Origin of the sequence: Marinobacterium marinum (assembly GCF_013868415.1) — a bacterium.
Classification (GTDB): Bacteria; Pseudomonadota; Gammaproteobacteria; order Pseudomonadales; family Balneatricaceae; genus Marinobacterium; species Marinobacterium marinum.
Window position 1 is genome coordinate 184,067 of the sequence record NZ_JACEMT010000046.1, and the last position, 22,849, is coordinate 206,915.

At 56.1% G+C, this 22,849-nt stretch carries 21 protein-coding genes; 7 read left to right on the forward strand and 14 right to left on the reverse strand.

The features are described from left to right. Position 1: 1 nt before the first annotated feature. From H1S06_RS08990 to gyrA, 9 genes are all read right to left on the reverse strand, one after another. On the reverse strand, positions 2-307 hold the full coding sequence (locus tag H1S06_RS08990; RefSeq protein WP_181739335.1) for a LapA family protein: 306 nt from the start codon (positions 305-307) through the stop codon (positions 2-4). A 44-nt stretch (positions 308-351) separates the two neighbouring features. Then, entirely contained in the window at positions 352-648 is a 297-nt protein-coding gene (gene ihfB, locus H1S06_RS08995; RefSeq protein ID WP_181739337.1) for an integration host factor subunit beta, read from the reverse strand. A gap of 64 nt (positions 649-712) precedes the next feature. Then, positions 713-2,395: a 30S ribosomal protein S1 gene (gene rpsA / locus H1S06_RS09000; protein WP_181739339.1), complete on the reverse strand. Its 1,683-nt coding sequence runs from the start codon at positions 2,393-2,395 to the stop codon at positions 713-715. Between the two features lie 27 nt (positions 2,396-2,422). Further along, positions 2,423-3,118: a (d)CMP kinase gene (gene cmk, locus H1S06_RS09005; protein WP_181739341.1), complete on the reverse strand. Its 696-nt coding sequence runs from the start codon at positions 3,116-3,118 to the stop codon at positions 2,423-2,425. Continuing rightward, positions 3,118-5,358 (reverse strand): bifunctional prephenate dehydrogenase/3-phosphoshikimate 1-carboxyvinyltransferase, encoded by a 2,241-nt coding sequence (locus H1S06_RS09010; protein WP_181739343.1) that lies wholly within the window; start codon positions 5,356-5,358, stop codon positions 3,118-3,120. Before H1S06_RS09010 ends, cmk begins: the two co-directional genes overlap by 1 nt. Next, the gene (gene hisC, locus H1S06_RS09015) at positions 5,352-6,455 is read right to left on the reverse strand and encodes a histidinol-phosphate transaminase (protein WP_181739345.1); all 1,104 of its coding nucleotides are present in this window, start codon (positions 6,453-6,455) and stop codon (positions 5,352-5,354) included. Before hisC ends, H1S06_RS09010 begins: the two co-directional genes overlap by 7 nt. A gap of 29 nt (positions 6,456-6,484) precedes the next feature. Next, positions 6,485-7,375, reverse strand: coding sequence for a chorismate mutase (gene pheA / locus H1S06_RS09020; protein ID WP_181739347.1), 891 nt, complete (start codon positions 7,373-7,375; stop codon positions 6,485-6,487). Between the two features lies 1 nt (position 7,376). Continuing rightward, a complete protein-coding gene (gene serC, locus H1S06_RS09025; RefSeq protein ID WP_181739349.1) occupies positions 7,377-8,459 on the reverse strand; it encodes a 3-phosphoserine/phosphohydroxythreonine transaminase in 1,083 nt (360 codons plus the stop codon). A 31-nt stretch (positions 8,460-8,490) separates the two neighbouring features. Continuing rightward, positions 8,491-11,139 carry a DNA gyrase subunit A gene (gene gyrA / locus H1S06_RS09030; protein WP_181739351.1) on the reverse strand — a complete coding sequence of 883 codons (2,649 nt, stop codon included), beginning with the start codon at positions 11,137-11,139 and terminating at the stop codon, positions 8,491-8,493. Positions 11,140-11,401: 262 nt separating this feature from the next. On the opposite strand from gyrA, the gene ubiG reads away from it, so the two are divergent. Genes ubiG through H1S06_RS09045 form a run of 3 tightly spaced genes read left to right on the forward strand, consistent with a single transcriptional unit; the run spans position 11,402 to position 13,593 of the window. After that, on the forward strand, positions 11,402-12,124 hold the full coding sequence (gene ubiG, locus H1S06_RS09035) for a bifunctional 2-polyprenyl-6-hydroxyphenol methylase/3-demethylubiquinol 3-O-methyltransferase UbiG (RefSeq protein WP_181739353.1): 723 nt from the start codon (positions 11,402-11,404) through the stop codon (positions 12,122-12,124). After that, the gene (locus H1S06_RS09040; protein ID WP_181739355.1) at positions 12,121-12,798 is read left to right on the forward strand and encodes an HAD family hydrolase; all 678 of its coding nucleotides are present in this window, start codon (positions 12,121-12,123) and stop codon (positions 12,796-12,798) included. Before ubiG ends, H1S06_RS09040 begins: the two co-directional genes overlap by 4 nt. A gap of 39 nt (positions 12,799-12,837) precedes the next feature. Continuing rightward, positions 12,838-13,593 (forward strand): YciK family oxidoreductase, encoded by a 756-nt coding sequence (locus H1S06_RS09045; protein ID WP_181739357.1) that lies wholly within the window; start codon positions 12,838-12,840, stop codon positions 13,591-13,593. 60 nt (positions 13,594-13,653) lie between these two features. Here the strand turns inward: H1S06_RS09045 and rluB are convergent, their stop codons facing one another. From rluB to H1S06_RS09065, 4 genes are all read right to left on the reverse strand, one after another. Then, the gene (gene rluB, locus H1S06_RS09050) at positions 13,654-14,583 is read right to left on the reverse strand and encodes a 23S rRNA pseudouridine(2605) synthase RluB (protein WP_181739359.1); all 930 of its coding nucleotides are present in this window, start codon (positions 14,581-14,583) and stop codon (positions 13,654-13,656) included. Between the two features lie 114 nt (positions 14,584-14,697). Then, positions 14,698-15,099: an H-NS histone family protein gene (locus H1S06_RS09055; protein WP_181739362.1), complete on the reverse strand. Its 402-nt coding sequence runs from the start codon at positions 15,097-15,099 to the stop codon at positions 14,698-14,700. A 76-nt stretch (positions 15,100-15,175) separates the two neighbouring features. Then, positions 15,176-15,796, reverse strand: a complete 621-nt coding sequence (locus H1S06_RS09060; RefSeq protein WP_181739364.1) for an L-threonylcarbamoyladenylate synthase — start codon at positions 15,794-15,796, stop codon at positions 15,176-15,178. Between the two features lie 34 nt (positions 15,797-15,830). After that, entirely contained in the window at positions 15,831-16,700 is an 870-nt protein-coding gene (locus tag H1S06_RS09065) for a PHP domain-containing protein (protein WP_328515326.1), read from the reverse strand. A 49-nt stretch (positions 16,701-16,749) separates the two neighbouring features. On the opposite strand from H1S06_RS09065, the gene H1S06_RS09070 reads away from it, so the two are divergent. From H1S06_RS09070 to H1S06_RS09085, 4 genes are all read left to right on the forward strand, one after another. Next, positions 16,750-17,304 carry a septation protein A gene (locus H1S06_RS09070; RefSeq protein ID WP_181739366.1) on the forward strand — a complete coding sequence of 185 codons (555 nt, stop codon included), beginning with the start codon at positions 16,750-16,752 and terminating at the stop codon, positions 17,302-17,304. Continuing rightward, complete coding sequence (locus H1S06_RS09075; protein WP_181739368.1) at positions 17,304-17,603, forward strand: YciI family protein; 300 nt, start codon at positions 17,304-17,306, stop codon at positions 17,601-17,603. The genes H1S06_RS09070 and H1S06_RS09075 overlap by 1 nt, the downstream gene beginning before the upstream one ends. Positions 17,604-17,750: 147 nt before the next feature. After that, entirely contained in the window at positions 17,751-18,350 is a 600-nt protein-coding gene (locus H1S06_RS09080; RefSeq protein ID WP_181739370.1) for an OmpA family protein, read from the forward strand. A gap of 78 nt (positions 18,351-18,428) precedes the next feature. Beyond that, a complete protein-coding gene (locus tag H1S06_RS09085; protein WP_181739373.1) occupies positions 18,429-18,860 on the forward strand; it encodes a DsrE family protein in 432 nt (143 codons plus the stop codon). Between the two features lie 73 nt (positions 18,861-18,933). Here H1S06_RS09085 and purL read toward each other — a convergent pair whose 3' ends face one another. Continuing rightward, the gene (purL, locus tag H1S06_RS09090; RefSeq protein ID WP_181739375.1) at positions 18,934-22,839 is read right to left on the reverse strand and encodes a phosphoribosylformylglycinamidine synthase; all 3,906 of its coding nucleotides are present in this window, start codon (positions 22,837-22,839) and stop codon (positions 18,934-18,936) included. Between the last annotated feature and the right edge of the window lie 10 nt (positions 22,840-22,849).

Consider the following 22,849-nt stretch of genomic DNA (forward strand, 5'->3'; position numbering starts at 1 on the left):
TTCAGTTGGCGTTTTTCAGGCCGGCCGTACGCAGCTGGTCAAGCTCCTTGCGGAAGGCCTGCTCTTTACGACGAGATGAACTCAGGCGAGTTTTCAGCGCCAACAGCGTGAAGGCACTCAGGAACATGCCGCAGGCACCACCCAATACGAAGACGGCGATCAGCCAAAGGGAAAGGCTGGCTTCCGGTAATACAAAAAATACCAGATCAATACTGACCGGTTGAGTATTGTGGATGGTAAACAGAATGCCGATGCCAATAACAATCAGCGCCAGCAGGGTCAGGATCAGTTTTTTCAGCCAGTTCACGCTTTCTTCCTCTGCAGTTGACCGGCATTGTCATGGCAGGTAAATCAATAGCCGGCTTTTAGCCCTTCATTCACTTGGTCGCGCAGTTCCTTACCGGGTTTAAAGTGAGGAACATGCTTTGCGGCCAGGGGAACAGCCTCTCCCGTTTTCGGGTTGCGCCCCATACGAGGCGCCCGATAGTGTAACGAGAAGCTGCCAAAACCGCGAATTTCAATGCGGTCGCCCGTGGACAGAGCATCCGTCATATGATCAAGCATGGTCTTAACGGCCAGCTCCACATCCTTGACTGACAGCTCCGGGTGGGCATCGATCAAACGCTCGATTAACTCTGATTTGGTCATAACACCTCCGGTTCGGACCGAAGACCCTGTGTCAACAGGGTCTCAGACTAGAGCAAAGCGGATATCAGGAATCCTGCTTTTTCATCTGCTGCTTGATCAGGTCACCAATCGTAGTCGGTCCCTGTTCTTGCCCTGGCTGTTCCTGTACCGACTGCATCGCCTGTTTCACTTGAGCACGCTCCATCTGACGAACAGACAGATTCAAGGCTCGGTTACGACGATCAACACTTTGTACAGCTGCTTCCAGCTCATCACCGGACTTAAGTTCGGTGGTAAGATCTGCCACATGCGCCTCGGACAGCTCAGAAACCTTGAGCACGCCCTCCACGCCTTCCGCCAAAGCAACCGTTGCCTGGCGCGGGGTAACATCCTGCACCCTTCCCTGTACAATGCTGCCCTTCGGGTGCTGATCGGCATAGAGCGAGAAGGGATCGGAATTCAACTGTTTGATGCCCAGCGCAATACGTTCGCGCTCAGGATCAACGGAGAGCACCAGTGCCTCAACCTCATCCCCTTTGTTGTAGGCCTTCATCGCCTCCTCTCCCGGCACATCCCAGGACAGGTCAGACAGATGAACAAGCCCATCGATACCACCGTCCAGACCGATAAACACCCCGAAGTCGGTGATTGAGCGCACACGCCCCTTCAACACGTCACCTTTGGCATGCTGACTGGAGAACTGTTCCCAGGGATTCATCTGGCACTGCTTCATGCCTAGAGAGATACGGCGTCGCTGCTGGTCGATATCGAGAATCATGACCTCGACTTCATCGCCCAGCTGCACCACTTTGGAAGGATGGATATTCTTGTTGGTCCAATCCATTTCGGACACGTGCACCAATCCTTCGATACCCGGCGCAATTTCGGCAAAACAGCCATAATCTGCCAGATTGGTTACTCTGGCCTTGACTCGACTCCCCACCGCGTACTCGGCCGCCAACTTGTTCCAGGGATCATCCTGCAACTGTTTCAGACCCAGCGAAACACGCTTGCGTTCGGCATCATACTTCAGAACCTTGACGTCGATTTCATCGCCAACGGTCAGCACCTCGCTCGGATGCTTGACCCGTTTCCAGGCAATATCGGTGATATGCAGCAGGCCGTCGATACCGCCCAAGTCGATGAAGGCACCATAGTCGGTCAGGTTCTTGACCACGCCCTTGATAACCAGGCCCTCTTCCATTTTTTCCAGCAGCTTTTCTCGCTCCTGGCTATAGGCCTCTTCAAGCACTGCACGGCGGGATACAACCAGGTTATTGCTGCGCGCATCCAATTTGACGATGCGCATCTCCAATTCCTGACCTTCCAGGTGAGTGGTATCGCGCAAAGGACGGATGTCCACCAGGGAGCCGGGCATAAAGGCATTAAGGCCATTGACGTTGATTGTCAGGCCACCCCGAACACGGCCAACGATATGCCCCTGCACATTGCTGCCGGCAGCAAAAGCCTCTTCGAGCACGGCCCAAGCTTCAATGCGCTTGGCGCGCTCACGGGATAGAACGGTAGAGCCAAAGCCATCTTCCAGCGACTCCAGTGCAACCCGCACCTCGTCACCAACCTGAAGGTGGCATTCCCCCCTGTCATCACGGAACTGTTCCAGAGGAATCACCCCCTCCGATTTGAGTCCTGCATTGACGATCACAAAGTCGTTATCAATCGCCACAACGGTACCGGTCACTATCGACCCCGGCGCCATATCCAGCTCTTTCAAACTCTCTTCAAACAGCTCCGCAAAACTTTCGCTCATTACCGTTCCTTCCCAAATTTGGCTACATCAACGCAGCCCTCTGTGTCTGGCTTCATCCAGTACAGCCTGCAACACCTCGTCTATGGTCATGGCCGTGGTGTCGAGCCTCACTGCGTCCGGTGCTGGTTTCAACGGCGCGATTGTGCGATTCATGTCCCGCGCATCACGTGCCTTGATATCGTTCAATATATCATCAAGGCTAGCACCGGGTTCCTTGCTAATCAACTGCTTATAACGGCGTCGTGCACGCTCTTCCGCACTGGCATCCAAATAGATTTTCAGCTCCGCTTCAGGGAACACCACGGTGCCCATGTCACGACCGTCCGCAATCAATCCGGGCGCCCGCGCAAAATCACGCTGCCGGTTCAACAGCGCTTCCCGCACCGGCCCCAGGGCCGCGATAACCGAAGCATCCTCACCCACCCGTTCATTACGAATGGCCTGAGTCACTTCCTCTCCTTCCAGTACGATTTGCACACCCTTCTCACTGTCCGATGCCTTGAACTGCACATCCAAATGCGCCGCCAGCACTTCCAGTGCTTCCACGTCATCCAGCGCTACACCATGGTGGCGGGCCGCCAATGCCGTAAGGCGATACAGTGCGCCACTATCAAGCAAGTGCCAGCCCAGCTCCGTTGCCAATAACTGGCAAATCGTGCCTTTACCTGATCCTCCCGGACCATCAACGGTGATGACCGCTACCTGCTTTTTCTCAGTGGACATCAGTCCTCCTCCTTATGAACGTTCAGACCCACTCGTTGCGCCTGCTCAACAAAATCCGGGTAGGCCGCCAACAGCGCCCCCCGCTGAGACACCGTCACTGTTTCTGTGCAGCACAAGCCTGCGGCAAGGGCTGCCATTGCCAGGCGCAGACTATCCTGAGTCTCGATAACACCCCCTTGCAGAGTGCCACCTGTCACCTGGATATAATCGTCGCCCTGCTCAACCGCGATGCCCAAGTCGATCAACATGGCGACGGTTTTATGCACCGGATCATCTTCCTTGTGCTTCAAGCGTGCCAAATCCGTAAAGCGACTCGGCCCTTCGGCCACGGCGGCCGCAACCAGCAACAGCGGCAATTCATCCACCGCAGCCGCCAGCAAGGCTGCATCCGCATCAATACCTTTCAGACGGGCACCTGCAGTCACAACCAGATCGGCGACCGGCTCACCCAACTGCTCCCTTTGTCGCTCAAACCGAATATCGGCTCCCATTTGCTGCAAAACCTGCAACGCACCAATACGACTGGGGTTAATGCCTGCCGACCGCAAACAATAGCTGCCTTGGCTGCCGCGGTCTCCGGCGGCCACCAAAAACAGTGTCGCCCAGGAAATATCGCCGGGCACCTCTATATTCGTTGCTTCCAGATGCGGCCCCGACACCAGCCGAACGCCATCTTCTGATGCACGAATATCGGCCCCCAAAGCCGCCAACATGCGCTCCGTATGATCTCGCGTCGCGACTTTTTCTCGGATACAGGTCGTACCCTCGGCCCAGAGCCCCGCTAACAGCAACGACGATTTCACCTGTGCACTGGGCACCGGCAACTGGTAATCGATTCCGCACAACCGCTGTCCACCCTTGATTGTCAACGGTGCTCCGCCGCTCGGCCCGGTCGTAATCGATGCCCCCATTTGTCGCAGCGGCTCGGTAACTCGTGTCATGTCACGCCGACACAGCGCTTCATCACCAAAAAGCTCGGTATCAAACGGCTGGGCTGCCAGCACTCCAGTCAATAAGCGCATGGCGGTCGCTGAATGCCCCAGGTACAAGGGCCCCGGCGGTGGCTTGAGGCCATTCAGCCCCACTCCAAACACCCGAACCTGTCCCTGATGCGGCCCTTCAATCACAACGCCCATGTCCCGCAGCGCCTGCAAGGTTGCCAAGCTGTCCTCGTTTTCAAGAAAGCCGCTGATATCAGTCACACCCTCGGCCAGCGCCGCCAGAATAATGGCACGATGCGATATCGACTTATCACCGGGCAGGCTGAACTCTCCATTGAGTGCAGCACCCCCACGGGCGCGCAAGTTTACCGCTCGTGTATGATCATTCGATGAATAGGCCGCCTTGTTCAATAACCGGGTAAAATGCTCACGAGCCGCTTTCGCTCGCGTAAAGATGCCCAGCATGCCTTCGCTGTCGCCCTGCTCAATGGCACCGCGCAAGCGTGCCACTCCGGCGGTATAGCGGTCAATCTGGCTCAGAATTGCCTCGCGGTTCGCAACACAGATATCATGCCACATAGTCGGATCACTGGCCGCTATCCGGGTAAAGTCCCGGAAACCACCGGCGGCATAACGGAAAATATCCAGATTTTCCTCTTCCCGCGCCAACGTATCGACCAGCGAAAAGGCCAGCAGGTGCGGCAGGTGACTGGTCGCGGCCAGCACTTCATCGTGCCGCCCCACTTCCATTTGCAGAACTTCTGCCCCTACCGTCTGCCACAGCCGGGCCAACTCCAGCGTTGCGTTCGAATCGGTTTCCGGCAAAGGTGTCAAAATCACCTTGTGATGCTCAAACAGATCCGCATCCGAGGCGCGTACACCGCTTTTTTCCGCACCGGCGATGGGGTGCCCCGGAATGAAGGTGCCGGGCAAGTGCCCAAAAATACGCCGCGCCGCCTGCACCAAATTGCCCTTGGTACTGCCGACATCAGTCACCAGTGTCTGCATACGAAGATAGGGGCGGATCTGCTCCAGCACGGCTTCCATCGCCTTGACCGGCACCGCCAGCACGATCAGGTCAGCCTGGGCGACCTCGGCGGACAGATCTTCCGCGATGCGGTCTATCACGCCCAATTGAAGCCCCAGGCGACATTCATCAGGACTGCGGTCAGCCCCCACGACTTCACCTACGCAAGCACGTGTTTTCAACGCCTTGGCCAAGGAGCCGCCAATCAGGCCCAGACCAATAATCAGGACCCGCTCAAGCCGGTACTGCGAATCGGAAAGATAGTTCAGCACGCGAGTACCTGCTTCAGGGCCTGCAGGAAGCGATCATTTTCTTCCGGCAGACCAACGCTGATCCGCAGGTGCTGCGGCATTCTGTAGGGTGCCAGCGGTCGTACAATGACTCCGGCTCGCAGCAGCGCCTCAAACACCGGTTGTGCCGGACGCCCCATATCGGCGGTGATGAAGTTGCCAAATGAAGGGATGAATTCCAGCCCCAACTGCTTCAAGCCGGTTTCCAGCTGCCGCATGCCTGCTCTGTTCACTTCGACACTGCGCTGCAAATAATCAGCATCCGTCAATACGGCTTCGGCCGCCGCCAGCGCCAAATGAGAGACATTGAACGGCTGTCGAACCCGGTTCAACAGATCCGTGATCACCGGCGTGGCCGCTGCAAACCCAACCCTCAGCCCCGCCAACCCCCAGGCCTTGGAAAAGGTCCGGGTAACGATCAGGTTGGGGTAATCGGGCAGCAGAGCCAAGCCATCCGGAAACTCGGCCATTGCCACATACTCGGTGTAGGCTTCGTCCAGGACCACGATAACGTGCTCCGGTACGGCATCGAGAAAGGCGGTCAGCTCCTCGCGCATCAGGCCAGTGCCAGTGGGGTTATTGGGGTTGGCAATAAACAGCAACCGGGTGCGTTCCGTAATCGCACTCGCCATGGCCTCAAGGTCATGACCATAATCAATGGCAGGGGTGACAACCGCTCGGGCGCCGCAGGCCTGGGTTACGATGGGATACACGGCAAAGGAATATTCGGAGAATACCACTTCATCGTCGGGCTGCAGGAAAGCACGAGCGATCAGTTCCAGGACATCATTGGAGCCATTGCCCAGCGTGAGCTGAGCGCCCTCCAGGCCATAATGCTTGTGCAGGGCCTGCTTGAGCCCAAAACCGTTGCTATCGGGGTAACGCGCTGAATCCGCCAACAGTGCCTGGACAGCAGCCATCGCCTGATCACTGGGCCCCAGAGGGTTTTCGTTGCTGGCCAGTTTTACTATATCACTGATACCCAGTTCGCGTTCCAGCTCTTCCACCGGCTTGCCGGCTTCATAGGGGTGCAGTCCCTGCACTCCAGGTGTTGCCTGTGCCATAAAATCACATGACATGTGTTGGCATCCTTCTGATCGGGTAAGACTTACAATACAGCTTTCGGGTAGGACCCCAGATGTTTAACCTCGACCTGAAGCCCACTCAGCTCATCCAGCAGCTCAACCACACGCGCTTCGCCGAAATGACCTTCAAAATCGACGTAAAACAGCGTCTTCCAGTCGTGCTCCCCGCTGCTTCGGGTTTCCAACCGGGTCAGACTGATCTGACGACGGTGGAAAGGTGCCAGCAGCTCATGCAGAGCCCCGGCCTCATCCTGACAAATCAGCAGCAGAGAGGTTTTGTCTTCGCCACTGGGACCAATGGCATCACGCCCGATGACCAGATAACGCGGACAACGATTCAATCGGCTGGCTGCAGCTTCCGGTGACAGTTCCACCTCACCGCAGATATACAGGTCAAACCGGCGAAACAGGTCCAGTGTGTGCCGAATCAGCCCCGCATCTTCGCTTTCAATCGGTACTACAGCATAGTGAGCCTCACCCTGCTGAACAGCCGTAAACACCTGCTCAAGTCCTGCCAAGGCATGACACTCCGCCGCCTGACCGAAATGCTTCTGGGCGGCCTGCTGGGTAAAGGTGCCTTCCGGCCCCAGAAACACCACTTTGAGCGGCTCCTCCAGCGCCAGACAGACCGACATGATCTCGCGAAACAAACGCGCCACTGTTGCATCGGCCAGTGGTCCCTCGTTACGTGCCATCACGGCACGCAACACCTGGGCTTCGCGCTCAGGACGATAAAATGCGGGCACCTCATCACCACGGCGATAGCGCTCTTTCACATCAGCAACCTGCTGTGCAAGACGCGCCCGCTCGTTCAACAGCTGGTGAATACGACGATCAACGGCATCAATCTGATCACGCAACACCCGCAGTTCCGCTTCTTGTGCATCATCTGTCGGCGGTTGATTCGCGTCCATTTCAAGCCTGCTCTTTCTCGAAACGCTGCATGAAGTCGATCAGTGCATCCACCGCCGACTCGGGTACGGCATTATAGATACTGGCCCGCATGCCGCCGACAGAGCGATGCCCTTTCAGGTTCAACATGCCTTCGGCTTCCGCCAGCTCCAGGAATCGTTTTTCCAAAGCCGTATCCGCCAGAGTGAAAGGAACATTCATGATTGAGCGGTTGGCGATTGCAACCGGGTTGCCGTAAAAATCACTGCCATCAATCGCTGCGTAGAGCTTGGCAGCCTTGCGGCGATTCACTTCCGCAATGGCTTCAACACCGCCCTGACGTTTCAACCACTGGAACACCAGCCCTGCCAGGTACCAGCCAAAAGTCGGGGGCGTATTGTTCATGGAGTCCGCATCGGCATGCAGCTTGTAGTCATACATGCTGGGCGTCCCCGGCAGCGTCTGCCCGATCAGGTCTTCACGTACAATCACCACGGTCAAACCGGCAGGGCCGATATTTTTCTGCGCACCGGCGTAGATCAATCCGAAACGGCTGACATCCACCGGAGCCGACAGAATATCGGAGGACATGTCTGCTACCAACGGTACGTCACCGCTGTCGGGGATGTAATCAAATTCGACACCACCAATTGTTTCGTTGGTGGTGTAATGCAGATAGGCAGCCTTAGGGTCCAGCTGCAATTCAGCCTGTGAAGGAGCCGAAGTAAAGCTGTTGGCCTCGACACTGGCCGCAATGTTGATGCGACCATAACGCTGGGCTTCCTTGATCGCCTTTTTCGACCAGATACCTGTATTGATATAGTCGGCCGCGCCCGTGTCTCGCAGCAGATTCATCGGTACCATGGCAAACTGAGCGCTGGCACCACCCTGCAAAAACAGCACCTTGTAATTGTCAGGGATGCCCATCAGGTCGCGCAGGTCCTGTTCGGCCTGCACCGCCACTCCAACATATTCACTGCTACGATGGCTCATTTCCATGATGGAGAGCCCCTTGTCATGCCAATCCAGCAGTTCAGCCTGAGCCTGCAGGAGCACCTCTTCCGGCAATGCGGAAGGCCCTGCACTGAAATTGTATTTGCGCGTCATATCGATTCTTGCTTCCACTATATCAACGGGATTATTCGTCACTGGCACCGAGCCGCGCATCGCCAGCCTCTGCTGTCGATGTAGCTGAGTCGATCGGGTCAACGGCATGCTGCTCGTCATTCCCCTCAATCTCTTCTTCGGCGTCGTCATCCTCGGGCTCTTCGATGCGAGCAATACCGACCAAGGCTTCTTCTTCAACCAGACGGATCAGCATCACGCCCTGGGTGTTACGTCCCAGACTGGAAATTTCGCCACTACGTGTCCGTACCAGGGTGCCACGATCACTGATCAGCATGACATCATCGCCTTCGAAAACCTGCACCGCTCCGGCCAGCTGACCATTACGGTCAGTGCACTGCATGGCAATCACGCCCTGCCCGCCTCGACCTCTGAGCGGGAACTCATCAACCCGGGTCTTCTTGCCGTAACCATGCTCGGATGCTGTCAGTACTTCACCGCCCTCCTGAGGCACTATCAGGGCGATAACGTTGACCTCGGCATCCATTTTCACGCCCCGGACACCCCGTGCCGTACGTCCCATGGCGCGCACATCGTTTTCATTGAAACGAATGGCCTTGCCGGCACTTGTTACCAGCATGACATCATCCTGGCCATTCGTCAGAGTCGCGCCAATCAGGCGGTCACCCTCGACAATATCCAACGCAATCAAACCCGTGCTGCGTGGGCGCGAGAACGCATCCAGCGGGGTTTTCTTCACGGTACCGTTGGCTGTTGCCATAAAGATGAAGCGTTCCGGATCAAACTCTTTTACCGGCAGGATCGTACTGATCCATTCACCCTCGGCCAGTGGCAATATATTGATGACCGGGCGACCGCGGGAGGCACGGCTGGCCGGCGGAATTTCATACACTTTCAGCCAGTACACTTTGCCCATATTGGTAAAGCACAACACGGTATCGTGTGTATTGGCGATCAACAGATGCTCGATGAAGTCTTCATCTTTCATCGCCGTGGCCGACTTGCCCTTGCCGCCACGACGCTGAGCCTGATAATCCGTCAATGGTTGGGTCTTGGCATAACCGGCATGGGAAATGGTCACCACCATATCCTCTTCGGTAATCAGATCCGCAACGGTCAAATCCTGCATGGACGCCTGAATTTCGGTACGGCGCTCATCAGCGAACTCCGCGACCAATGCTTCAAGCTCTTCGCGAATCACCTCCATCAGGCGCTCGTAAGAACCCAGGATATGCATCAGTTCGGTAATTTTTTCCAGCAGCTCGCGATATTCCGCAATCAGCTTTTCATGCTCCAGCCCGGTCAGGCGGTGCAAGCGCAGATCCAGAATGGCCTGAGCCTGTACGGGGGACAGGTAGTAACGCCCGTCACGCAAACCGAACTCCGGTGCCAGATCTTCCGGACGGCAGGCTGTTTCACCGGCACGATCCAGCATATCGGTCACATTGCCCGGCTCCCAGGCCTTCGCCACCAAACGTTCTTTGGCCTCGGCCGGCGTGGGTGACTGTTTGATCAGTTCGATGACCGGATCGATATTGGCCAGCGCAATGGCCAATCCCTCCAGCACATGGCCACGCTCACGAGCCTTGCGCAGTTCATACAGGGTACGGCGTGTTACCACCTCACGGCGGTGACGCACAAAGCATTCCAGGATCGTTTTCAAATCCAGAATCTTGGGCTGGCCATCCACCAAAGCGACCATATTGATGCCGAACACGCTCTGCAGCTGAGTCTGGGTAAAGAGGTTGTTGATCACCACTTCAGGGACTTCACCGCGGCGCAGCTCGATCACGATGCGCATGCCGTCCTTGTCGGATTCGTCACGCAGCTCGCTGATGCCTTCGATTTTCTTTTCTTTGACCAGATCCGCTATCTTCTCGATCAGGCGCGCCTTGTTGAGCTGATAGGGAATCTCGGTGATGACCAGAACCGGGCGACCGTTCTTCGGATGCTCTTCTACATGATGGCGAGCTCGAACATAGATGCGTCCACGCCCTGTTCGGTAGGCCTGCAGAATACCGGCACGCCCGTTAATGATCCCTCCGGTCGGGAAGTCCGGTCCCGGAATGAATTCCATCAACTCGTCGATGCTGATATCCGGGTTGTTGATCAGTTCGATACAACCCTGCACCACTTCATTCAGGTTATGCGGCGGAATGTTGGTCGCCATCCCCACCGCGATACCGGCAGAGCCGTTCAGTAGCAGGTTGGGCGCACGAGTCGGCAGAACCGCCGGGATTTTCTGAGTGCCATCGTAGTTATCGACGAAGTCGACCGTTTCCTTGTCCAGGTCGGCCAGCAGTTCATGCGATATTTTATCCATGCGAATTTCGGTATAACGCATGGCTGCCGCCGAATCCCCATCGACAGAACCGAAGTTACCCTGACCATCCACCAGCATATAACGCATGGAGAAGTTCTGCGCCATGCGCACGATGGTGTCGTAAACCGCACTGTCACCGTGAGGGTGGTACTTACCGATAACGTCACCGACCACACGGGCCGACTTCAAATAAGGCCTGTTCCAAGCGTTATTGAGTTCATTCATGGCGAACAATACGCGCCGATGAACTGGTTTCAGACCGTCACGCACATCCGGCAGAGCTCGGCCGACGATTACGCTCATGGCGTAGTCGAGGTAGGACTGTTTCAGCTCGTCTTCAATGTTGACTGGCAGAACTTCTTTGGCTAAATCACCCATTCGCACAGCTTTCCTTGATCCGGTACCCGAGCACGCCCTGATGGCGCGCTTATAAACCGGAGAAGTATACCACAGCACTGATCAATTCACGCTAACCTCAACTCTTCTCCCGCCCCGAATCGGAATCTTGCATCGGAAACGCGAATTGGGCCGTTCAGAATCCACAGCCCGTCCCGGCCTGACGAAGCCGCCCCCGATTTCCGCGCCTGACCCCATGATGCTAGAATGCGGCCAACTGGAACCTTGACCAAGGATACTGAGCATGAAAGAGGATCGCGGGTTGAACCTGGACCCGGCTGAAATCGCCAAATTTGAGGAGCTCGCCAGCCGCTGGTGGGATCGTGACAGCGAGTTCAAGCCTCTGCATGATATCAACCCGCTGCGCGTCGATTTCATTGACCGGATTGGCCAACTGGCCGGCAAAACGGTACTGGATGTCGGCTGCGGCGGCGGCATTCTATCGGAAGCCATGGCACACCGTGGCGCCGAAGTCAGCGGCATCGATATGGGCGAAGCCCCACTTAAGGTAGCCAAACTCCACGGCCTGGAAAGCGGTGTAAACGTTAACTATCGCCGCATCACTGTTGAAGCCCTGGCCGATGAAGAACCTGAGCAATACGACATTGTGACCTGCCTGGAGATGCTGGAGCACGTCCCCGACCCCGCATCGGTCGTACGCGCCTGCGCTCGCCTGACAAAACCGGGCGGCAGCGTATTTCTGTCAACTCTGAACCGCAACCCGAAAAGCTACCTGTTTGCTATTCTGGGAGCCGAACGAGTCCTCAAGCTGGTGCCGGCCGGGACACACGACTTCAACAAGTTCATCCGCCCGGCGGAACTGGGACAAATGGTCCGCTCGGCGGGATTGGAAATCAGCGAGATCACCGGTCTGGTCTACAACCCGCTGACCAAGGCCTACCGGCTGGACGCCGGTGATGTCGACGTCAACTACATGCTGGCTTGCCGGAAAGAGGCGCACCGATGAACGCCGCTACTGCCGTCCTATTCGACCTTGACGGCACCCTGCTGGATACCGCGCGCGACTTTCATCTGATCATCAATCGCATGCTCACGGAAGCCGGGCGCCCCGCAATCGAGTATGACTCCCTGCGCAGCCAGGTTTCCAATGGCGCACGCGCCATGGTCAGCCATGCTTTCGGCATCAGCCCGGATGCCGACCTCTTTCCTGATCTGCACCAGCAACTACTCGATTACTATGCCGAACAACTGCTCGTCAGCAGCAGCCTGTTCCCCGGCATGCCCGAACTACTTGACTGGCTGGAACGGCACAACATCCCCTGGGGCATTGTCACCAACAAGCCAGAACGCTTTACTCGCCCTCTGCTGAAAGCTCTGAATCTGGAACACCGCTGCGGCAGCATTATCTGCCCGGAGAATGTCAGCAAAACCAAACCGGACCCGGAAGGACTGCTGCTGGCCTGCCGACAGTTAAACGCCACGCCCGAGCAAAGCCTGTATATAGGCGACCATGTCCGCGATATCGAAGCCGGCCGTGCCGCTCGCATGCAAACCGTTGCGGCAGGCTGGGGATACCTGAACCCAGGCGAGACAGCCGAACAGTGGCACAGCGATTATATCAGCCACGACTCGACCGACTTACAACCCCTGCTACACTCAATCATGATGCAGGCGATCTAACTACCCGCTTTCGCCAGATCTCTTACAAGGAGCTTTAGGATGTTTCACTACAACGCCCCTGCCGACCTGCTAAAAGACCGCATCATTCTGGTAACCGGCGCCGGTGACGGGATAGGTCGCGCCGCGGCCTGGCAGTACGCGGCACACGGTGCCACCGTTGTATTGCTGGGCCGAACACTGGAAAAGCTGGAAGCACTCTACGACGAAATTGAAAATGCGGGCTATCCTCAGCCGGCCATCGTACCGATGAACTTGGAGTCGGCCGCCGAACACGACTACATTGACCTGAGCAACCAGTTGTTCGACGAGTTCGGCCGCCTGGATGGCGTTCTGCACAATGCCAGCCTGCTGGGCATGCGCACTCCACTTGAAAACTACGATCCGATCACTTGGGAACAGGTTATGCGCGTCAATGTACACGCCCCTTTCCTGATGACACAAACACTGCTGCCACTGCTGCAGCGCTCAGGTGATGCTTCTGTTGTTTTCACTTCTTCCGGCGTCGGGCGCAAGGGACGTGCTTACTGGGGAGCCTATGCAGTATCCAAGTTCGCCACCGAAGGCATGATGCAAGTACTGGCCGATGAGCTGGAAAACACGCCAAACATTCGAGTAAATGCCATCAATCCGGGGGCAACACGTACCCAAATGCGGGCCTATGCCTACCCCGCCGAGCCACCAGAAAGCAATCCGGCGCCCGCCGACATCATGCCCGTCTACCTGTACCTGATGGGGGCTGACAGCCGCCAAGTCAACGGCCAATCTTTGGATGCCCAGGGCGACGCGTCCGCCTGACACCCAAAACACAAAGGGGGCCGACGCCCCCTTAATCCAATTTCAAGTCTGCACCACCACTTAGACCCGACGACCACGCTTGCTTACATGACGCTTGCCGACCGAGCGCACCTTGGTGCGTGGCTTGCGCACGGCAGCCGCACCCTCCTCTACAGCCTGCCCCTTGATGACAGACTGGCGCACCCGCTGACGCTTGTAGAGGCGCTGCTCCTTCTCCGACTCCAACGGTGTCGGGCGATGCGTGAGCGCAACATCCAGCTCCAGCTCACCGGAGAGCAGGTTCACCTCTTTCGTTCCCAGCTCGCGCCAGGTACCCACCTTGATATCGCTGGGCAGAAAGACCGGGCCAAAGCGCACGCGTTTCAAACGGTTGACCTGCAACCCCTGAGACTCCCACAGGCGACGCACTTCTCGATTACGCCCTTCCATTACCACACAGTGATACCACTTATTGGCTCCCTCACCGTCGAAGTAGCGCACATCGGTAAACCGAGCCATGCCATCATCCAGCAGTACACCCTGCTTCAGACGCTCAAGCATGGCATCATCCACATCACCCAATACGCGCACGGCATATTCACGGTCGATCTGCATGGACGGATGCATCATCCGGTTGGCCAGCTCACCGTCGGTGGTAAAAATCAGCAAGCCACTGGTATTAATATCCAAACGCCCAATGGCGACCCAGCGCCCCTGCTTCAAAGGTGGCAGATTATCAAAAACCGTCGGACGCCCCTCCGGGTCATGCCGTGTACACACCTCACCCAGCGGCTTGTTATACACCAGTACCCGGCGCTCGGCTGTCGCTGAAAACGTCAGCTCAACCTCTTTACCATCAACACTGACACGATCCTCGCTGCTCACTCGATCGCCCAGAGTCGCTGGCTGGTCATTCAGGATAATACGACCACTTTCAATCCAACGCTCCATCTCACGACGCGAGCCAAAACCGGAACGCGCCAAAACCTTTTGCAACTTCTCATCATGCATTTTGACGTCTCCCGCAGCACCCGCGCTTCGGGCACCGCACTTTATATCAAACAATCAAAAAAGCCCCTTCAGGTATCCCCGAAGAGGCTTCTAACGTGCCAGCATAATGCCTGATCATTCAACAGTCGGCAACTGTTCCTTGCTCAGACCGTTTTTCTCCATGTATTCACGGAAAATGATCGGCGTGCGACCACGGCCAGACCAGCTATGCTCTTGCCCTTCGCTGTCGACAATCACGTATTTGGCCTTGACGGACTTGCGTGCAACAGGCTCAGCACCCTGCTTGAGTTCATTCAGCCCAATACCCGCTTCTTTCATCAGGCGCTGAATCTCTTCTACCTGCTGCTGCTTCATCTGCTCTTGCTCAGCCTGACGCAGAGCTTCGGTTTCAATTTCAGCACGAATATCGTTCAGGTCGGCAATTACCTTGTCCAGGTCAGCCACGCTCAGCTTATTTTCATTGCATTGCTTACGCAAAGAGTTCTTGCGAGTCAGTATCTTAATAAAGTCAGTCATTATAAAGAGCCGTCTTCAGTCGTTTAATTAACTTTAATTATCGCCATAAAAGACTTTTTTTCAATGAAAAAAACGACTATTTAAAATGATCGGTATTCCCCGCTCCTTCTCTCACGATCTCGGGAGCATCTTCAATCATATTGATAACACTGGTTGCTTCCATGCCGCAATAACCGCCATCTATAATCAGATCGACCTGCTGCTGAAGCAGGTCCCGCATTTCATAAGGATCGGTTAATGGCAGCTCTTCATCCGGCAGTATCAGTGAGGTACTCATTATAGGCTCACCCAACTGAGACAGTAAGGCAGCCACTATTGCATTATCAGGCACCCGAATGCCGATAGTACGCCGCTTCGGATGCAGCAGCCTGCGCGGAACCTCGGTTGTGGCCGGCAAAATAAAAGTATAAGCCCCTGGCGTATGTGCCTTTAAAAGCCTGAACCGCTGATTGTCCACCTTGGCATATGTACCAATGGAGGACAGATCGTCACAGACCAGAGTAAAGTTATGTTTGTCATCAAGGCGACGGATACGCTTGATACGGTCAACCGCCTTTTTATCACCCAAACAACAGCCCAGGGCATAAGCACAATCAGTGGGATAAATAATCACCCCGCCCTGACGCAGAATCTCGACCGCCTGCTGCACCAAGCGAGCCTGCGGGTTATCGGGGTGGATCTGAAAAAACTGGCTCATAAAGCCTCCTGTATAGGCACGCCCCCGCTCCCGGTCAACAGGGCATATCCGTGTAGAATTGATGTATCAAATGCCTGATAGTCTCGACCCGAGGGAAACGCCCCAACCCTGTCCAGTGATGCTTGGGGTTATGAAAATCACTTCCCGATGAGACTTTCAGGTCCAGCGTTTCGGCCTGCTTCAACAACAGTCGAATATAATCCTGACTGATACCGGGATAGGCAATTTCAAAACCATCCACTCCCGCCTCCGCCAACGAAGACAACAGCAACCTCAATCGGGAAAACGTCATATTATATTTGGTCGGATGGGCAAGGATGGCCAAACCGCCACTGGCTTGAACAATAGCGATCACCTCGCTGACGTCGGGCCATTCGGCCTTAACGTCCCCTACTTTACCCTGCCCCAAATAACGATCAAAGGCCTCATTCTCGCTACTAACCATTCCCGCCTCCAGCAAAGCACGGGCAAAATGGGGTCGGCCTATTTGGCCACGACCGGCACAGACGCGCGCGCGCTCCAGAATATCATCCGGTGCTCGCTTGCCACGCAGACGAGCCGCTATGGTTCCAGCCCTTTGCTCACGCAACACCTGAAGACGCGCTTCATACTCCCGCCAACCGACATATTCCGGATCAATATTCAGCCCCAACATATGCAGTGTGCGCTTATTCCAACGACAGGTCAGCTCAACACCGGGAATAAAGTGTATCCCCCTGCGCACCGCCTCCTCTTTAGCTTCACCCAGCCCTGCCAATGTGTCATGGTCCGTCAAGGCCAAATAGCGAATAGAGGCTTCGGCGGCTTTTGCGATCAGTTCGGTCGGGGACAGGGCACCATCGGATGCTGTACTATGCATGTGCAGGTCAAATTTGGGCTGTTCCGCCACATTAGGGTCAGTCACGATAAGGGGCGCCCCTTCATATTCACTTACTTGTCAGATTAGCAGGACGATGAAAATATTACTCGACTTTCTTCCCGTCATTATATTCTTTGCAGTCTATAAATTCAGTGGCGATATCATTCTGGCAACCGCCGTCCTGATTCCGGCAACCTTGCTGCAGATGGCATACACCTGGTTCAAAACACACCGCATCGAGAAAATGCAACTGGTAACACTAGGCCTCGTGGTTGTACTCGGCGGAGCCACTATCCTACTGGATAACAAGGCCTTCATTCAGTGGAAGCCCACCGTCGTCAACTGGCTTTTTGCCCTCGCTTTTTTCGGCAGCCATTTTATCGGACAAAAAACCATCGTACAGCGCATGATGGAAAGCAGTATAGAGCTCCCGAAACGAATATGGCGACAATTGAATATGGGCTGGACCGTATTTTTCGTATTGATGGGCATACTCAATCTGGCGGTTGTCTATACCTTTAGCGAAGAAGCCTGGGTCAATTTCAAACTGTTCGGCATGCTGGGCTGCACCCTGGTATTCATCATTGCACAGGGTGTGTATATCTCTCGCCACATGCCTGACCAGGACCAACATAACGGAGAACACTGATGTACTACGCAATCATGGCCGAAGATAAAGACAACGTGCTTGATAAACGTATGGCCGCCCGCCCCGAGCACCTGGCCCGACTGGAAGAGCTGAAACAGCAGGGCCGCCTTCTGGTCGCTGGCCCGCACCCCGCCATTGACAGTGAAGACCCGGGCCCCGCAGGATTTACCGGCAGCCTGATCATTGCCGAGTTCGATTCACTGGAAGCGGCACAGCAGTGGGCCGATGCCGACCCCTATTGCGCGGCCGATGTCTACCAAAAAGTAATCATTAAACCGTATAAAAAAGTTCTGCCTTAAGTTAGTATAGTGGTAGCTGATACAGCCCAGACACAAGCAACCTGCCACATGAAGCGCAGGCTTTCGGCTGCTGTTAAGGCGAAAACTGCTGTAATGTACTAAACTTTTTGCAAATTAAAACATCCAACCTGGCACAAGGATATGATGATGAAAAAGATTGCAATTGCTGCTGGACTGGCGATGGCTCTGGGAGCTTCTGCTGCTCAGGCTGCAGTACCGGGTTATGCCGCAAACTCTGACGACACAATCTGGCGCACCAGCTTCGGTGAGTGCTGGCACACCAGCTTCTGGTCTGAAGACCAGGCTGTTGAAGGTTGCGACAACGTGATGGCCAAGGCTGAAGAGCCTGCACCTGCACCCGCTCCAGTACCGGCAGCAACCATGGCTGACGTTGAGAAGAAGTTCGCTCTGTACTTCGACTTCGACAGCACCAAGGTTGACGACGTAAGCAACGTCGTAAACTACATCGGCTCTCTGGCCAGCCTGCAGAGCGTAAAACTGGTTGGTTACGCTGACTTCATCGGTTCCGCTGCTTACAACGAAAAGCTGTCTGAGCGTCGCGCACGCGCAGTTGCCTCCAAGCTGGAACAGGCTGGTGTTGACGCCAGCAAAATGTCCATCGGCTTCATGGGCGAGTCCGCTCCGGTTGCAAACTGCACCGGTCGTGGCGCCGAGCTGATCGCTTGTCTGCGTCCGGACCGTCGTGTAGACGTAGAAATCATGGGCCAGAAGCGCGTTCAGCAGTAATCTGCCAACACCGCTTCAAGCTCAAGGAAGCCGGCCTAGTGCCGGCTTTTTTTATGCCTGCTTCAGGAGATACCCCTCATGTTCAAGTCACTGTTTCTGACGTGGGTGCTCATATTCACCACCCTCCCCCTGCACGCGGAGCCCGCTTACCCAGCGCAAAAGGTGGTTTACCACATCAATTACAATGACCCCGCCCGACTGTCGGCCACCTTCAACAATATCAGCAACCACATCCAGGCGGTGGGCGAGGCCAATATTGACCTGAGAGCGATTGTGCACGGCAAGGCGATCGAGTATTTCATCGCCGCACAACAGGATAGCGACAAGCAAATCACTCTCGACACCCTGCGCCTCAGCGGCGCCCGCTTCATCATTTGCGGCAACAGCCTGGATGGCTACAACATCACTCGCGATGCATTATATGAAGTGGAGGCGGATGAGGTTGTTCAGGCCGGACTGCCGGAAATCATCCGCTTACAGCAACAAGGCTTCAGCTACGTCAACCCCTGACTATCGTCATCACCCACATACAAAAAACGGCAGCCGAAGCTGCCGTTTTCATTTGCTGTCCCGTCAGGCTCGATTATTCACCGACCCAAACACGGGCATTGCGGAACATCCGCATCCAGGCACCGTCTTCTGACCAATCATCCGGAGCCCATGAATTCTGGACACTACGGAAGACACGCTCAGGGTGCGGCATCATAATGGTCACCCGCCCATCAGGCGTTGTCAGACCTGTAATACCCAGCGGAGAACCGTTGGGGTTTGCCGGATACAGAGTCGTTACCTCGCCTCGGTTATCCACATAGCGCAGCGATACAGTACCGGATTCGTTCAGCATGCGCATCTGAGCATCATCTTCGAATTCCGCACGTCCTTCACCATGCGCAATCGCGATCGGCATACGGGAACCCGCCATACCCTGCAGGAAGATTGACGGGCTGTCCTGCACCTCAACCATGGCCACCCGCGCTTCAAACTGCTCGGACTGGTTACGCACGAAATGCGGCCAGAGATCAGCCCCCGGAATCAGCTCATGCAGGTTGGACAGCATCTGACAGCCGTTACACACACCCAGCGCAAAGGTTTCTTCACGTTCAAAGAAGGCACTGAACTGCTCACGCGCAACAGTATTGAACAGAATCGACTTGGCCCAGCCTTCACCGGCACCCAGAACATCACCGTACGAGAAGCCGCCACAGGCGACCAGGCCACGGAACTGATCCAGGGTGATACGGCCCGCCAGGATATCGCTCATATGCACGTCGATCGCTTCGAAGCCTGCACGGTCAAACGCCGCCGCCATTTCGACCTGACCATTCACGCCCTGCTCTCGCAGAATTGCAACTTTCGGGCGCACACCAGACGCGATGAAGCCAGCGGCCACATCATCATTCTGATCAAAGCTCAAGCCGACATTCAGACCCGGATCTTCGCGATCCAGCAAACGATCAAACTCCTGCTGTGCACAATCAGAGTTGTCACGCATGGACTGAATACGGAAGGATGTTTCCGCCCACCAGCGCTGCAACTGGATCAGATCGGCGCTATACACTTCTTCATCGTCAAAGAAGCAGTTCAGCTGCAGATCCGGGTTCAACGTACCCACCACCTTGGCCACGTCAGCCAGGCCCGCCGCGTTCAGTTCATTGAAAACGGTTTCCATATCTTCACGACGAATCTGGATCACCGCGCCCAGCTCTTCATTGAACAGTGCTGCTGCCAGCTCAGAGCTGTCTTCAGCCAGCAGATCCAGATTCAGGTCAATACCGGTACGACCGGCAAACCCCATCTCGGCAATGGTCGCCAGCAGACCACCATCGGCACGGTCATGGTAGGCCAGGATCAGGCCCTGCTCGTTCAATTCCTGAATGGCAGCGAAGAAATTGGCCAACAGCTCGGCGTTATCCACATCCGGTACGTTCTGACCGACTTCGTTGTACACCTGTGCCAGCGCGGACAGACCCATGCGGTTCTGGCCATTACCCAGATCCAGCAGGACCAGATCGGTTTCGCCCTTGTCGGTACGCAGCTGAGGCGTCAGTGTCTTGCGTGCATCCAGCACCGGCGCGAAGCCGGAGATGATCAGTGACATCGGCGCGGTTACGCTCTTCTGCTCGCCGTTGTCATCCCAGACGGTACGCATGGACATGGAGTCCTTGCCCACCGGGATGGTGATGCCCAGCTCCGGGCACAGCTCCATACCCACCGCCTTGACGGTGTCATACAGTTTTTCATCTTCACCGGCGTGACCGGCCGCACACATCCAGTTGGCAGACAGCTTGATGTCGGCCAGCTGACCGATACGCGCAGCCGCCAGGTTGGTGATGGTCTCACCGATCGCCATGCGGCCAGAGGCCGGAGAGTCGATCAGCGCCAGCGGGGTACGCTCGCCCATTGCCATCGCCTCACCGGCATAGGTGTCATAGGACGCCGTGGTAACAGCACAGTCAGCTACCGGTACCTGCCAGGGACCCACCATCTGATCACGTGCGACCGTACCGGTAATGGAGCGGTCGCCGATAGTGATCAGGAAGGACTTGGACGCAACCGCCGGCAGCTTGAGCACACGCTCGGCCGCTTCGGCCAGTTCAATCTTGGCGGTATCGAATTCCGGTACTTCATAAGCCTTGCGCTCGACGCTGCGGTGCATTTTCGGCGGCTTGCCGAACAGCACGCTCATCGGCAGGTCGACCGGCTTGTTCTCGAAATGAGTATCGCCCAGAGTCAGGTGGTGCTCTTCAGTCGCTTCACCCACTACCGCAAACGGGCAGCGCTCACGTTCACAGATAGCTTCAAAACGCGCCAGATTTTCCGGCTTCACCGCCATCACATAGCGTTCCTGGGCTTCGTTGCACCAGATTTCCAGCGGCGACATGCCCGGCTCATCGTTGTTGACGTTACGCAGCTCGAAGTTGCCGCCACGACCACCGTCTTTTACCAGCTCGGGGAAGGCGTTGGACAGACCACCGGCACCCACGTCGTGGATAAAGGCGATCGGGTTGTCGTCACCCATCTGCCAGCAGCGGTCGATCACTTCCTGACAACGACGCTCGATTTCCGGGTTACCGCGCTGAACGGAAGCAAAATCCAGGTCGGCGGAAGAGCTGCCGGAAGACATGGAAGAGGCGGCACCCCCCCCCAGACCGATCAGCATCGCCGGACCACCCAGGCAGATCAGCTTGGCACCGACGGTGATTTCGCCTTTTTCGACATGATTTTCACGAATGTTGCCCAAGCCGCCGGCAATCATGATCGGCTTGTGGTAACCACGTACCTCATTGCCGTTGGCTCCCGGCACCTGCTGCTCAAAGGTACGGAAATAACCGGTCAGGTTGGGGCGGCCGAATTCGTTGTTGAAGGCGGCACCACCGATCGGGCCTTCCAGCATGATATCCAGCGCGGAAACAATACGCTCCGGCTTGCCGTAGTCCGACTCCCAAGGCTGCTCAAAACCCGGGATGCGCAGGTCCGATACCGTGAAGCCGGTCAAGCCTGCCTTGGGCTTGGAGCCACGCCCGGTCGCACCCTCATCACGAATCTCGCCACCGGAACCGGTTGCCGCACCCGAGAAGGGTGCAATGGCGGTCGGGTGATTATGCGTTTCCACCTTCATCAGAATGTGGATCGCTTCGGTGTTGTAACCATACTGACCGGTGGCCGGATCCGGATAGAAACGCCCCGCCGTGCTGCCCACAATAACGGATGCGTTATCCTTGTAGGCGGACAGAACATTCTCACCGCACTGGTTATAAGTATTGCGGATCATCGCAAACAGGGAATGCTCCTGCCGCACACCGTCAATATCCCAGCTGGCATTAAAAATTTTATGACGGCAATGCTCTGAGTTTGCCTGCGCAAACATCATCAGCTCAACATCATTGGGGTTACGTCCCAATCCGTTGAAACTTTCGACCAAATAATCGATCTCATCTTCAGCAAGCGCCAGACCCAACTCGGTATTGGCGGCGGCCAGAGCGTCACGGCCACCCGCCAGAATATCAACCTGCGACATCGGACGCGGCTGCTCGTGACGGAACAGGGCCTCGGCCTGGTTCAGCTCGGCCATGACCACTTCAACCATGCGGTCATGCAGCAGCGCAGCTACCTGCTCTCGCTGCTCAGCCGTGAGGGCCTGCTCGCTGCGCACATAATAAGCGACACCACGCTCCAGCCGTCCGATTGCATTCAGGCCGCAGTTAAGGGCAATATCGGTAGCCTTACTCGACCAGGGCGAAATGGTTCCCGGACGCGGCACGACCAGAAACAGCTCACCGGCCGGCTCCTCGGAGCAGGCCTTGGGGCCATAGCGCAGGATACGATCAAGCACCTGAGACTCGTGCGCTTCCAGATCACGCTGCAGATCTGCAAAATGGGTGTATTCTGCATACAGAGCTGTCACGACCGGTAACTGTGACTGGATCCGGGACAGAAGTTTTGCATGACGAAAAGACGAAAGAGCTGGAGCTCCACGCAGTACGAGCATGTTGATATCA